The sequence below is a fragment of the Nocardia sp. NPDC004718 genome, from assembly GCF_053601535.1.
In genome coordinates, this window is sequence record NZ_JBSGCA010000017.1 from 16,602 (window position 1) to 30,284 (window position 13,683).

Below are 13,683 nucleotides of genomic sequence, written 5' to 3' on the forward strand. Positions count from 1 at the left end.
CCCCGAACGCTTCCGCCGACTCGGCCATCCGTTCGGAAGCGTCGTCCGCGGTACCGACGGGCGACGCTTCGCCGCCGACGCGCACCTGCGGCTCGGCGCTGGTGACGATGTCACCGGATCCGTCGTCCTCCGAGTCGGATTCCTCTCCGGACTCGGGCCCGCCGCCGGAATCGCCTGTCGCGCCGGAAGCTCCGTCGGATGTAGCCGCGGGTTCGCGGGAAGCCGGGGGCGGACCGCCGAACAACGCGTCGGGCAACTGCCGTTCGGCCTTCGCCGAGATCTTACGGAACAGTTCGTCCGGGACCGATCTGATCGGCTCTTCAGAGGACATCCGGTGCTACCTTCGCCGCTGCGTTCCACACATCCAGACGCCAACCGGGCTGTTCGATGCTCGGGCCGTGACTGCTGAGCTGCACCCAGCTGGTATTGGCCAGTCCTCCGAGGATCGGCCAGTTCTGCGGCGGCAGGTCGAGCAGCGCAGCCGTGAGGGCGGCGATCAGCCCGCCGTGCGCCACCAGGATAATAGTCCGGCCCGGCCAGTCCTGTCGCTCGACCAGCAACTCCTGCACCACCGGCAGCGACCGCGCCCCGACCTCGAGTTTGCTCTCGCCGTTGGGCGGGGTGTAGCGCGCGTCCAACCGCCACGCCATGCGCGCGCCCGGATAGTCGGCGTCGACCTCCAGGTGGGTCAATCCCTCCCAGTCGCCGAGATTGGTCTCCCGCAACCTGACGTCGGGCACGACGGTGAGCCCGGTGTGTTCGGCCAGAGCCGTCGCGGTGTCGAAGGCACGGCGCAGATCCGAAGCGTGGATCGCGATGGCGTTGCGCGAAACCAATTCGCGTGCCGCCTCTTTGGCCTGTCTGCGACCGAGTTCGGTGAGATCGGTGTCGATCTGGCCTTGCATGCGGTCGGTGGCGTTCCATTCGGTCTGCCCGTGGCGCAACAGGATGAGGGTGCGCACGCCGGCATGTCTGCTCACGATCGCGCCTCGTCCTCCGTCGCCGCGGCGCGCGAATCCGGCGCGGCCCCGGTGAGACCGGCGACCGGCACCACGGGGCAGTCCTTCCACAGGCGTTCCAGCGCATAGAAGTTGCGCTCGTCGTTGTGCTGGATGTGCACGACGACGTCGACGTAGTCCAGCAGCGCCCAGCGGCCTTCGCGGGTGCCCTCGCGCCGGACCGGCTTGTGCCCGGCCGCGCGCAGCTTTTCCTCCACGTTGTCGACGATGGCGTTCACCTGACGCTCGTTGGGCGCGGACGCGATCACGAAGCAGTCGGTGATCACCAGCTGCTCCGACACATCGAGCACCACCACGTCGGACGCCAGCTTCTCGTCGGCGGCCAGCGCGGCGACCTGCGCGATCTCCACCGACTCGGTCGACGCGGTCATGCCTGCACCCCCCAGGCGCTCGGCGGGACGGCACTCGCGGCCGTGGGGATCGTTCGCTCGCTCATGCCCGCACCTTCGCTGCGCTCGCTCACGCTCAGCTACCTTCCGCTGCTCCGGGCACATACAGGTGCCGCTTCGATATGTACTGCACCACGCCGTCGGGGACGAGGTACCACACCGGCCGATTCTCGGCGGCGCGGCGACGGCATTCGCTCGACGAGATGGCCAGCGCGGGGACCTCGACCATGGTCACCGCATCCGGCGGGAGATCCCGCAGATGCTCCTCGAGATGATCGATGTTCAGCTCGTACCCCGGACGGCTCACCCCGACGAACTTCGCCAGTTCGAACAGTTCTGCCCAATCCTGCCATGTGAGGATGCTGGCCAGCGCGTCCGCACCGGTGATGAAGTACAGCTCGGCGCCGGGATGGGCCGATCGCATCTCCCGCAGGGTGTCGACGGTATAGGTGACCTTGCCGCGCTCGATGTCCGCACGGCTCACCGAGAACCGTGGGTTGGACGCGGTCGCGATGACGGTCATCAGGTACCGATCCTCGGCCGGGCTGACCTGCTTGTGCGATTTCTGCCAGGGCTGCCCGGTCGGGACGAAGATCACTTCGTCCAGGTCGAACCGGTGCGCGACCTCGCTGGCGGCGACCAGATGCCCGTGGTGGATGGGGTCGAACGTGCCGCCCATCACCCCGAGCTTGCGGCCGCGCCGACCTGTCTCGTGCATGACTGCCGAGCTTAACGGGTCGCTCGCGGCCCGCACGGGGCCGGTAAGCGGGAGCGGGCACCGAACTGGGGACACCCGCCCGCAGTTTGCCCCGCCGCACGGGCCCGGCGATGCCTCAGGCGGTGGCGCCGCCGATCTCGCGCATCCGGGCCAGCTGCTCGCGGGTGCGCGCGAGTTCATCCGCCGCCTCGGCCGACCGGTCCGCCAGCGTGGCCAGCTCGGCGATCAGCGTCCGCATCGAGGTGAGCCCGGATTCGGGATCGGCTTCGCCGCACACGCGCAGCCAAGCCGCCGCCCGCAGGCAACGCGCCCGCTCCGCCACCGCGCCCAGCCCGGCCCACAGCCGCGCGGCGCGCTGGTAGGCGGCCACCGCCTCGTCGTCCTGCCCGCAGTACTCGAGCGCGGTGGCGGCCGACCACGCCAGCTCAGCGTGCAGCTTGGTCCGCTCCGGGTCGCGTTCAACGAGCCGTGCCGCCTCGAGGAACTGCCGCGCCGCCTCGCGGTGGCGGTCCAGTGCGTTCAGCGATCGGCCGAACTGCGCGCGCACCACCGCCAGTTCGCCGGACGGATACGGAATCGTGCCGCTGAGCAGCGCCTGTTCGAACAGGGCGACGGCCTCGCCGTGGCGCTCCGCGCGATGGAACGCGCGTGCGGCGACCACGGTGTGATGCAGTACATCCGGTTCGGACAGTCCTTCCCAGCGGGCCGCGGCACGCACCGCGGCGTCGGCCAGATCGAGTTCGCGGTCCGGCTGGCTCGCGATGGCGATGACCAGCTGCGCGCCCAGCCGGGCGGCCTCCTCCCCGGCCAGCACCGGCGTACCGAGCGCCAGCGCTTCCCGCAGGTGCGCTTCCGCCTCCTCGGGCGTATCGGCGAGCCGGGCGGCGCCGAGTTCGGCCAGCCTGCGGACCTCCGTGGCCCGGTCGCCGGAGAAGTCGTCGGCCACCCGGACGGTGTCCGGCGCGCTCGCGGCGCGCGGCAGTGTGCTGCGCAAACCGAGCGGCAACCGGTCCAGGAACGGTTCGGCGGCGAGCCGGGCGGCCGTGCGCAGGCTGACCGCACTGTTGCCGTTGCGGGCGTCGTAGCGGGCACACAACGCGCCGATCTCGACTTCCAGCCGGGCGCGCACCGATTCCACCGTCCCCTCCGCCAGCGGAAGATCACCCAGCCGCAGCGCCACCAGCCTGCGCAGCAGCACGCACACGCCGGTGACGAAGGCCAGGCGCGCGCCCGCGTCGGCGCCGGAATCGGCCAGCCAGTTCGCGTGCTCGGTGAGAATTTCCAGTCCGCGTGCCTCGTTGCCGGTCAGGGCGCAGAATTCCATGTGCGAGGCCACCGAAGGACGCAGGTCCTCGGTGTGCCGGACCAGCGGATACCCGGTCAGGTGCGCGCCGCGTGCCGCCGCGACGCGGCCGGTGCGCACCAGCGGAAGCAGCGCCTGCGCCAGAACGCGGTGCGGCTCCTCGGTGCAGGTCCGTTCGCCGTCGAGCACGGGTTTCCAGTGCGCGAGTCCGCCCTCGTCGTCACCGAGAGAAACGCTCGTCAGGCCCCATTCGCCGCGCTCGCAGGCATCGCAGTCGGACATGCTGTCGCGCGGGGCGGCCATCGCCTGTTCCAGCCACACGGCGGCGGCCGCGGTGTCACCGATCTCGCGGGCGAGTTCGGAGCGCAGGGCCAGCACCGGGCGCGGACTGTAGCCGCGCTGCCGGTAGCGGCTGTCCAGTTCGTCGAACCAGCGATCGATCGTGGACAGCGGCAGCGCGGGGTTTCCGACCATCCCCCAGGTCACCCATTTCAGGTACCAGTGCACCGAGTGCGTCATCGAGCCCAGTTCGGCGGGGTGGTCGTCGTAGATCCGCAGCAACCTGCCGTAGGCGACGGGCACCAGATCGCGTTCGCCCGCGTAGGTGTACGACTGCGCGAGTTCCAGCAGCACCCTGCCTTCCAGCGCGCGATCCGATCCGGTTCGCGCGGCCGCGGCCAGGGTCTCCAGTCGCTCGGTGCGCGTCCGGCCGTGCGGCAGCGCGTAGACCTGCGCCAGTGCCGCGCCGATCTCGGCGGCGTCCATGTTCACTCCGTCTCTTCACCGCGGTCGGCGGCACGTTGGGTGGCCCAGCCGAGGAATTCGCCGAAGGCGCGATTGAGCAGCGCCGTGTCGGCCGCGCTCAGCGGACGGTGGGTCATCAACAGGGCCTGCCCGTAGAGCGATTCCACCGCCGTCTTCCGGAAGCCGGGATCGTCGATGCGCGACAGCCTGCGCACGATCGGGCTGTGGTGGTTGAGCACGAGCCGAGCGCGCGGTGTCGCGACCGCCAGTGCGCCCAGGATCTCGGTCCACAGGTCGTCGGCGTCCTCGGCCGTCTGTGCTCTGGCGCGTTCGTTGCGGACGGCGCGGCCGTCGAGATAGAGCGCGGGCACCGTGACCGGATGGAAGGCACGCACGATGACGTCGCACGACAGCGGGTCGAGCACGGTTCGCGCCAGCGCGAGTACCGGGGCCAGCGCCAGCTCGTCGCCGGCGTCGACCGGGTCGAGCGCCGCGGTGATCGCGTCGACGTCCAGGTCGACCACTTCGACGCCGGGCAGCAGCCGCGGCAGCCGCGCGATCAACTCCCGGTCGTAGGCGTAGCCGCCGTTGACGACGCCGATGCCCTGCGCGGCGGCGGTGGCCGCCACCTGACGGAACTCCTCGACCGTCGCCGTCACCCGGACGGTGCGGTGGTCGCGGGCGAACTCGGTGAGCGGCACGCGCCCGTCGGTGGTCTCGAAGTGCAGATGGGGCAGCATGATTCGCAGCAGTTCGACGGAATGGCTCGCCATCGCCTTCACGCCGAGTGCGTGCACGGACAGGAACGCGGCCAGCCGCTGCGGCTGTTCGGCGGCGATCTCGGTGAGCCAGTCCCGGATCCGGTCCCCGAGCACCTCGCGCACGACGGCGAGCCGCTCGTCCTCGTAGAGGCCCTCCCGCGACGCGGTGGGGCGCAGCGTGTCGGTGTCGAGCACGCAGCGCACGAAGAACGCCCAATCCGGCAGCACGCCGCGCACCGCGTCGCCCAGGAGCATGCCCTTCAGGTACACCCGATGCGCACTGCTGTCGGACGGGTTGCCCGGCTGGGACAGCACATAGGCCACGCCGCTGACGCCTGCCGCACCGGCATCGAGCTCGATGGCGTCGAGCGGAACGAAGCCCAGCGTCCGGTGACCGTAGTCGAGCAGGGCGGCCCTGCGCCGCTCCGCCGACGGATACGCGCGGCGCCAGACCGGAACGCCTTCGGTGACCGTCGTCACAGCACCGTCCGACTCCACCGTCACCTCGTAGGGCAGCAGCGACCCGAATTCGCGTGCCAGGTCGGTCACCCGCTGCGGCCGGAACCACTCCGCGGCTCCGCCGCGCGGGGTGAGCCACACCGTCGTGCCCGGTTCCGCGTACTCGCCTCGATCGAGTGCGCGCACCGAGTAGGTGCCGTCGGCGCGGGCCAGCCACTCGACCGGCGAGGCGGTCGGGTCGGCGGCCGATCGGGTGACCACCCGGATCGTCTCGGCGACCGTAAAACAGGCCAGCAGCCCGATCCCGAACTGTCCGAGGAACTCGCGTCGTGCGCCTTCGATGTCGTCGCGTTTAGACGAGCGGCCGATGGTGGCGAGAAACCGGTGCACGTCGGCCTCGGTCAGGCCGACACCGGGATCGCTGATCCGCACCCCGGATTCGTCCACGGAGAGCCGAATTGCGCTGGGAGCCAGCGGATCCAGCCGGGCACGTGCGGTGACCGCGTCGACGGCGTTCTGCAACAGCTCGCGCAGATAGACCCGCGGACTCGAATAGAGGTGATGAGAGAGCAGATCGACTATCCCGCGCAGATCGACCTGAAACGAATAGTTGTTGTGCACCGCCGCCGGATCATCCGGCGTTCTGTTCCCCATGGCCGCCGATCTTGTCGGCGCACGCCAAAGATCCCCTTAACGAACCCTTTCAGACGGTCGGGCGCTTGCTCTTCGGCAGCTTGCTCACGACGGCCTCGTAGGAGAGATCGACCAGCTCGTAGAGTTCGTTATCCGAGACCGCGCCGCCGAACTGGATGACGTTCCAGCCGTACCGCCCGATGTAGGCCGACGCCGCCACGTCCCCCGGGTACACCCGGACCAGTTCGTCGGCCTCCTCGCGGGTCCGCCCGCATTTGAGGCCGACCGATGTCGCGCCGAGAAAGGCGAAGATCTTGTCGCCGACCTTGGCGACGACGTCGCCCTCCCACGGTTCGTCCTGCCAGGCGCCCGGCTTGGCCAGGCAATAGCTCAGCAGCGCGGCGTCGTTCATGCCGTCTCCCTACACGGGTAGCAGCCGCGAAACCACCGCGGTGAGCTGTTTGGCCGAACGACATTCGTGCATCTCGATCACGTCGCGGTACTTGTCCGCCGCGGAATCGCCGGAACCCCATTGGTTGCGCGGTTCGGGATTGAGCCAGTGCGCGTGCTTGGCCACCTCGACCAGTGACCGCAGGGTGTCCAGCTCCGGGTCACGGTAGTTCGTGCGGGCGTCGCCGAGGATCAGCAGCGAGCTGCGGCTGGTGACGGCGTCCGGGAAGTCCCTGGCGAACCCGGCCAGCGCGTTGCCGTAGTCGGAGTGCCCGTCCAGGCCGACGACGTTCGCCTCACCGAAGATCCGGGTCATCGCCCGATCCAGCTGGGTGTGCGGATCGAAGAACCGGGTCACCTCATCGATCTGGTCGACGAACGCGAAGATGCGCACCCGGGAGAACTGTTCGCGCAGCGCGCTCACCAGCAGCAGCGTGAAGTTGCTGAAGCCGGCCACCGAGCCCGAGACATCGCACAGCAGAACCAGTTCGGGGCGGCCCGGTCGCGGCTTGCGGTGCACCAGGTCGATGGGCACGCCGCCCGTGGACATGGACGCGCGCAGGGTGCGGCGAAGGTCGATGGCTCCGCGGTGGGCGTGCCTGCGCCGCGCGGCCAGACGCGAAGCCAGGATCCGGGCCAACCGCTGGGTACCGCGCTTGAGTTCGGAGAGTTCGGCCTCGGAGGCGCGCAGGAAGTCGACCTCCTCGGCTTGCCGGGCGACGCCGTAGCTCGCTACGCGTTCGCGTCCGATCCGTTCGGCGACCCGCCGCCTGGTCTCGGCCTCGACGGTCGCGCGGAAGCCCGCGATGCGCTGCCGGGCGGCGCGGCGGGCGATCTCGGAGTCGAACTCGCTCGTGTCCGGCCCGAGGGCCATGCCCGCGAGGATCTTCGCCAGCAACGTCTGTGGCTGCACCTGTTTCAGCGCCTGGTACGACGAGAAGGACGGACCGCGGGCGGACTGGTACTGGCCGAGTTGCTCGACCAGCTGCGCGGCCAGCGCCTCCAGTTGCGGGGTCGCCGACTCCTGCGCCAGCAACTCCGCGAGCAGTTCGCGCAGCGCCGGGATGTCCACGTCTCCCGAGGGCGTGTGCGGGATCTCCAGCTGGTCCTGGCTCGCGGCGCGTTGCCCGACGGCGACGGGGAACCACAGGTCGAACAGCCCGTCGAAGGTCGCGCGGTGGGTGGTGCGCCGCAACAACGCGCACGCCAGCCCCTCCCGCAGGACCTCACGGTCCATCAGATCGAGCACGGTCACCACGCGGCCCGCGTCCACCGTCTCCGACGGTCCGACCGGTATCCCGCGCGCCCGTAGCGCCTCCACGAAGCCGACCAGATGTCCCGGAATACCGTGTGGCGCGCTCAGTGCGGCGACATCGGCGGGGACCGGCCCGGTCGCCATGGCTCAGGCCAGCTTCAGTTCGGCCAGCGCGCGCTGGTGGTCGCTCTGGTGCTTGAGCACCACACCGAGCGTGGCGCGGACGGTCGTGTCGTCCAGATCCCGCAAGCCGAGCGCCAGCAGCGTGCGGCCCCAGTCGATCGACTCGGCGACCGAGGGCAGCTTCTTCAACTGCATGCCGCGCAGCACGTGCACGATCCGCACCAACTGCGCGGCGACCGCCGCCGACAGCTCGGGTACCCGGCTGGCCAGGATGCGCCGCTCCAGCTCCTCGTCCGGGAAATCCAGATGCAGGTACAGGCAGCGACGCTTGAGCGCCTCGGACAGCTCGCGGGTGGCGTTCGAGGTGAGCACCACGAACGGTTTGCGGCTGGCGGTGATCGTGCCCAGCTCCGGCACCGTCACCGCGAAGTCGCTGAGCACCTCGAGCAGCAGGCCCTCGATCTCGACGTCGGCCTTGTCGGTCTCGTCGATCAGCAGCACCGTGGGATCGGTGCGCCGGATCGCGGTCAGCAGCGGGCGCGAGAGCAGGAACTCCTCGGTGAAGACGTCGGCCTTCGTCTCTTCCCAGTCGTTCTCGCTGGACGCCTGGATGCGCAGGATCTGCTTGGCGTGGTTCCACTCGTACAGCGCGCGGGCCTCGTCGACGCCCTCGTAGCACTGCAATCGCACCAGCTCGGCGCCCGAGGTCTGCGCGACCGCCCGCGCCAGCTCCGTCTTGCCGACACCAGCCGGTCCTTCGATCAGCAACGGCTTGCCCAACCGATCGGCGAGAAACACCGAGGTGGCGGTGGCCTTGTCCGCCAGGTAGCCCGTGCTGGCCAACCGTTCGATCACGTCGTCCACCGACGTGAAGATCGGCTCCTGTACTGCGCTCTCCGACACCACCCGGCACCTTCCTTCCGAACCATTCCCCACGCTACGGCAGCGCGGCGCCGGCGCCGACTCGGCATCGGCCGCCGCGCACGCCGGTCAGACGGGCCGGATCTGTCCTTCGCCCCAGACGATCCACTTCGTCGAGGTCAGCTCCGGCAGGGCCATCGGGCCGCGGGCGTGCAGCTTCTGGGTGGAGATGCCGATCTCGGCGCCGAAGCCGAACTGCTCGCCGTCGGTGAACGCGGTGGAGGCGTTCACCATCACGGCGGCGGCGTCGACCCTGCTGGTGAACTCGCGGGCCGCGGCGAGGTCGCCGGTGACGATGGCCTCGGTGTGGCCGGTGCCCCAAGTGTTGATGTGCTCCACCGCCGCGTCCAGGCCGTCGACCACTTTGAGCGCGATGTCCAGGGTGAGGTACTCCTCGCCCCAGTCGGCCTCGGTGGCCGGAACCTGTCCGGGCAGGTCGCCGTGGATGGTGACGCCGGAACGCTCCAGCGCTTCGGTGAGCCGGGGCAGCGCCGTGTCCGCGATGCCCGCGTCGATCAGCACGGTCTCGGCCGCGTTGCACACGCTGGGACGGCGGGTCTTGGCGTTGATCAGGATCCGCTCGGCCATCTCCAGGTCGGCGGCGGCGTGCACGTAGACGTGGCAGTTGCCGGTGCCGGTCTCGATGGTGGGCACCTGCGCGTCACGCACGACGGCGTTGATCAACCCGGCGCCGCCACGCGGAATGACCACGTCGACCAGGCCGCGGGCCTGGATCAGATGCGTGACGCTGGAACGGTCCTCGCTGGGCAGCAACTGCACGGCGTCGGCCGGAATGTCTTGCGCGGCAAGCGATTCGCGCAGCACCGCGACGAGCGCGGCATTGGAGCGGGCCGCCGAGGAGGAGCCGCGCAGCAGGGCGGCGTTACCGGACTTCAGCGCGAGCCCGAACGCGTCGACGGTGACGTTCGGCCTGGCCTCGTACACCATGCCGACCACGCCGAGCGGCACTCGCACCTGCCGGATCTCCAAGCCGTTCGGCAGGGTCGAGCCGCGCACCACCACACCCACCGGATCGGGCAGTCCCGCCACCTGACGCAACCCGGAGGCGATGCCGTCGATGCGGGGCTTGGTCAGCCGCAGCCGGTCCAGCAGTGACTCCTCGGTGCCCGCGGCCCGCGCCGCGGCGATGTCCTCGGCATTGGCGGCCAGCACGCGATCGGCGGCGGCGAGCAGCGCGTCGGCGGCGGCATGCAGGGCGTCGTTCTTCCGCGCCGTCGTCAGCTGGGCGAGGGCTCGCGACGCGACCCTGGCCTTGCGCGCGGCCTCGTGCACCACCTCGCGAACATCAGGCTGGGTGGTCGTTCCTACCGTCATGGGTACAGCCTACGCACCGGGTACACCGCCGATTCCACCCGCTGCGACGCGCGCGCGGTCACGTGCGCGACCCGGGCCGGGCGACTACCGTCCGGCGCTATGACGGTCGAATCGGACGCTCCCGCCATCGTGGTGCTCGGCAGCGTCAACATGGACCTGATCACTACGACCGCACGCAGACCGGCCCCCGGTGAGACGGTCCTCGGCAGCGGATTCGCCATGGTGCCCGGCGGGAAAGGCGCGAATCAGGCGATCGCGGCGCGGCGGGCGGGCGGCGAGGTCCGCTTCCTCGGGGCGGTCGGCGACGACGTCTTCGCCGGTGAACTGCGCGCCGCCCTCATGGACGCCGCGGTGTTCACCGACCGGCTGCGCACGGTCGCCGGGCCGAGCGGCATCGCCACGATCGTGGTGGACGACGACGGCGAGAACAGCATCATCGTCGTCGGAGGCGCCAACACGCGGATGACCGAGCTGACCGAGGACGACCTGGCGGCGATCGCGGCCGCCGATATCTTGCTGTGCCAGCTGGAGATTCCGGTCGAAACGGTCGCCGCCGCGGCCCGCCACGCCGGCGCGCACGGCACCACCGTGCTGCTGAACCCCTCGCCGGCCCGTCCGCTGCCCGCCGATCTTTGGACGAATATCGATGTCGCCGTAGTGAATTCCGGCGAAGCCGAGCAGCTGGGCGCGGACCTGGACACCGTCGCGCACGTGGTCGTCACCCGCGGGGCGGCGGGCGCGGACTATCGCGGACCGGACGGCGCTCGCCTGTCCCGGCCCAGCCCGCGGGTCGATGTCGTCGACACCACCGGCGCGGGCGACGCCTTCACCGGTGCGCTGGCCGCAGCCTGGCATCGGGGGCCGGAATGGGCGCTGACCTGGGCTTGCGCGGCCGGGGCTCTGGCGACGGCCCGGTTGGGCGCGAGCAGTTCGATCCCGGCCCGTGAGGAGATCACCGCCGCCCTCGCCGCGGAGTGACGACACGCGCCGCGACGGCTCCCGCTGCGCCCGAGCCGATATCGTGATGGGCATGGCCACCACGCCGGATCGCATCCCCGCCGAGGGCGACACCGCGCCGATCGAGCGGCTGGACGCGGCCATGGTCGCGCTGAGCTTCGTGGACAACGCGGGCATCACGCGCGTGAAAACCGTCCCCAGCCAGCGGCTGGATCGGGCATCCCGGTACGGCGTCGGGGTGTCGCCGTGCTTCGAGACCTTCGCCTTCGACGACCTGATGGCGATCGGGCGCTATCTCGGCGGGCCCGACGGCGATCTGCGACTCGTCCCCGATCTGAGCATGCTCACCGAACTGGCCTGCCAGCCCGGCTGGGCGTGGGCGCCCACGGACAAATACACCCAGGACGGCACCCGCTTCGCCCCTTGCCAGCGCCACTTCGCGGCACGCCAGACGGCTGCGGCGCAGGCCGCCGGACTGCGGTTGTCCATGGCGTTCGAGACCGAATGGGCGGTGGGCCGCGCCGATGACACCGACGACTTCACACCCGCGATCCACGGCCCCGCCTACGGACTGGTGCGGCTCGGGCAGGTGGCCGACTACGCCGCCGACCTGGTCGCCGCACTCGAGCGCCAAGGCGTCACCGTCGCCCAGTTCCATCCCGAATACGCGCTCGCGCAACTGGAGTTGTCGGTCGAACCGTCCGAGCCGGTCACCGCCGCCGACGAGGCCGTGCTGGTCCGGCACACGATCCGGCAGGTGAGCGCGCGGCATGGCTGGCGGGCGCTGCTCGCCCCGTGCATCGAACCGGGCGGCGCCGGTTCCGGAGCGCACCTGCACCTCTCGGTGACCGACGAGGACGGACCGCTGTTCGCGGGCGGCGACGGCCCGCACGGAATGCGGCGGACCGGCGAGGCGTTCCTGGCGGGAGTGCTGCGCGAACTGCCCGCGCTGGTCGCGGTCGGCGCGGGCAATCCGGCCAGCTTCCTGCGGTCGGAGCCGTCGCGCTGGGCGGGGGTCTGGCAGTGCTGGGGCCATGAGACCAGAGAGGCCGCGCTGCGGTTCGTCACCGGGGTGCGCGGCACCGAGGCGTGGGCGGCCAACGCCGAGATCAAATGTTTCGACGCGACCGGCAACCCGTACCTGATCGTCGGGTCGGTGATCGCCGCCGGGCTCGCCGGTGTCGCCGAACAGCTACGTCTTCCGGTCGAAATCACCGGTGATCCGGCGACTTTCGACGCCGAGGCACGCATGGTATCGAATGTGCGCCGCCTGCCGACCACCCCGTCCGAAGCCGCCGACCACCTCGCCGCGTCCACGGTGCTCGCCGACGCCATGGGCGTCGAACTACACGACGCCCTGCTCACCGTGCGCCGCGCGGAGGCCGAGCGGTACGCCGCCGCGAGCGCCGAAGAGCTGGTCGCCCTGACCCGCTGGCGGTTCTGACATGCTCACCGACGGTGTCCGGCTCACCGACCACCACTGCCACGGGGTGCACACCGAGAACCTGGATCGGCCCGGCTTCGAGCGCTTGCTCGGGGAAGGCGCGCACGGCAGTTTCGATTCCGCGATCGGGCTCGCCGTGCGCCGCTGGTGTGCCCCGGCGCTCGATCTGCCCGCCCACGTCGGCCCGGACGTCTACCTCCGTCATCGCGCCCGGCTCGGCGCGCGCGAGGTGTCCGCCCGGCTGCTGCGCGCCACCGGGGTGAGCCGATGGTTTCTGGACACCGGAATCGGTGGTGGAGCAGCGGATTTCATCGAGCTGGCTGGCGGGGAGGTGCGCGAGGTGGTGCGGCTGGAGCAAGTGGCCGAGCAAGTCGTCGCGCAGGTCGGCGCGGTGTCCGGGGTGTACGAGCGGATCGAGGAGGAGCTGCGCGCCCGGGCGGTCGGCGCCGTCGGGTTGAAGACGATCGTGGCCTACCGGTGCGGTCTGGACTTCCCGCCGCGGGATCACCCGCCGACCAGTTTCGCGCCCGAGCACCGGCTCACCGATCCGGACGTCCTCGGCTGGCTGGTCGGCCTCGGCGCGCGCATCGGCGCCGAACTAGGTCTTCCGCTGCAATTCCACACCGGATTCGGTGACCCGGACCTGCACCTGCGGCACGGCGACCCGCTGCTGCTCACCGACTTCCTGCGCCGGACCGCGGGCACCGGGCTGTCGGTGATGTTGCTGCACTGCTGGCCCTTCCACCGCCATGCCGCCTACCTCGCGCACGTCTTCGAGCACGTCCATCTGGATCTGGGCCTGACCATCCCCTATGTGGGACAGCGGGCCGGGGCCGTGCTGGCCGAGACGCTGGAGCTCGCCCCATTTCGGGCGCTGTGTTACTCCTCCGACGGCTACGGGCTCCCAGAACTGCACTACCTGGGCGCCCTGCTCTGGCGGCGCGGTCTCGGCAAACTCGTCGACGAGTGGCTCGCCGACGACGCGATCACCACCGCCGACGCCGAAGCCCTGGTCAGCGCCATCGCCCACGGGAACGCCGAGCGCGTCTATCGCGCACGGTTCGAGCAGGCGGCCGGCTGACCGCTACCATTCCGGGCGGTCGGATATTCGGGTGCGCCGGGTGTCCTCGGTACCTACCGTTGATGGCATAACCAACGGAAGGATCGACACC

The 13,683-nt window shown here is 70.6% G+C and carries 12 protein-coding genes; 3 read left to right on the forward strand and 9 right to left on the reverse strand.

The window, feature by feature from the left end; translation table 11 throughout:
- Positions 1-320: 320 nt before the first annotated feature.
- From ACWEH3_RS15295 to ACWEH3_RS15335, 9 genes are all read right to left on the reverse strand, one after another.
- Positions 321-905: a histidine phosphatase family protein gene (locus ACWEH3_RS15295; RefSeq protein WP_379254761.1), complete on the reverse strand. Its 585-nt coding sequence runs from the start codon at positions 903-905 to the stop codon at positions 321-323.
- A 71-nt stretch (positions 906-976) separates the two neighbouring features.
- Positions 977-1,390, reverse strand: coding sequence for a ribosome silencing factor (gene rsfS, locus ACWEH3_RS15300; protein WP_355072349.1), 414 nt, complete (start codon positions 1,388-1,390; stop codon positions 977-979).
- 94 nt (positions 1,391-1,484) lie between these two features.
- Entirely contained in the window at positions 1,485-2,126 is a 642-nt protein-coding gene (nadD, locus tag ACWEH3_RS15305) for a nicotinate-nucleotide adenylyltransferase (protein WP_355072347.1), read from the reverse strand.
- 115 nt (positions 2,127-2,241) lie between these two features.
- Positions 2,242-4,194: a hypothetical protein gene (locus tag ACWEH3_RS15310; RefSeq protein ID WP_452358336.1), complete on the reverse strand. Its 1,953-nt coding sequence runs from the start codon at positions 4,192-4,194 to the stop codon at positions 2,242-2,244.
- A gap of 2 nt (positions 4,195-4,196) precedes the next feature.
- Positions 4,197-6,047 carry an HSP90 family protein gene (locus ACWEH3_RS15315; protein WP_450018700.1) on the reverse strand — a complete coding sequence of 617 codons (1,851 nt, stop codon included), beginning with the start codon at positions 6,045-6,047 and terminating at the stop codon, positions 4,197-4,199.
- A gap of 49 nt (positions 6,048-6,096) precedes the next feature.
- The gene (locus ACWEH3_RS15320) at positions 6,097-6,438 is read right to left on the reverse strand and encodes an MmcQ/YjbR family DNA-binding protein (RefSeq protein ID WP_450018702.1); all 342 of its coding nucleotides are present in this window, start codon (positions 6,436-6,438) and stop codon (positions 6,097-6,099) included.
- A 9-nt stretch (positions 6,439-6,447) separates the two neighbouring features.
- Entirely contained in the window at positions 6,448-7,875 is a 1,428-nt protein-coding gene (locus ACWEH3_RS15325) for a vWA domain-containing protein (RefSeq protein WP_450018704.1), read from the reverse strand.
- 3 nt (positions 7,876-7,878) lie between these two features.
- Positions 7,879-8,760, reverse strand: a complete 882-nt coding sequence (locus ACWEH3_RS15330; RefSeq protein WP_355072339.1) for an AAA family ATPase — start codon at positions 8,758-8,760, stop codon at positions 7,879-7,881.
- Between the two features lie 84 nt (positions 8,761-8,844).
- Positions 8,845-10,110 carry a glutamate-5-semialdehyde dehydrogenase gene (locus ACWEH3_RS15335; protein ID WP_450018707.1) on the reverse strand — a complete coding sequence of 422 codons (1,266 nt, stop codon included), beginning with the start codon at positions 10,108-10,110 and terminating at the stop codon, positions 8,845-8,847.
- A 99-nt stretch (positions 10,111-10,209) separates the two neighbouring features.
- On the opposite strand from ACWEH3_RS15335, the gene ACWEH3_RS15340 reads away from it, so the two are divergent.
- From ACWEH3_RS15340 to ACWEH3_RS15350, 3 genes are read left to right on the forward strand one after another with little or no spacing between them, the layout of a single operon-like run.
- Positions 10,210-11,088 carry a ribokinase gene (locus ACWEH3_RS15340; RefSeq protein ID WP_450018709.1) on the forward strand — a complete coding sequence of 293 codons (879 nt, stop codon included), beginning with the start codon at positions 10,210-10,212 and terminating at the stop codon, positions 11,086-11,088.
- Between the two features lie 52 nt (positions 11,089-11,140).
- Complete coding sequence (locus ACWEH3_RS15345) at positions 11,141-12,511, forward strand: glutamine synthetase (RefSeq protein ID WP_450018711.1); 1,371 nt, start codon at positions 11,141-11,143, stop codon at positions 12,509-12,511.
- A gap of 1 nt (position 12,512) precedes the next feature.
- The gene (locus tag ACWEH3_RS15350) at positions 12,513-13,592 is read left to right on the forward strand and encodes an amidohydrolase family protein (protein WP_450018713.1); all 1,080 of its coding nucleotides are present in this window, start codon (positions 12,513-12,515) and stop codon (positions 13,590-13,592) included.
- Positions 13,593-13,683 lie beyond the last annotated feature (91 nt).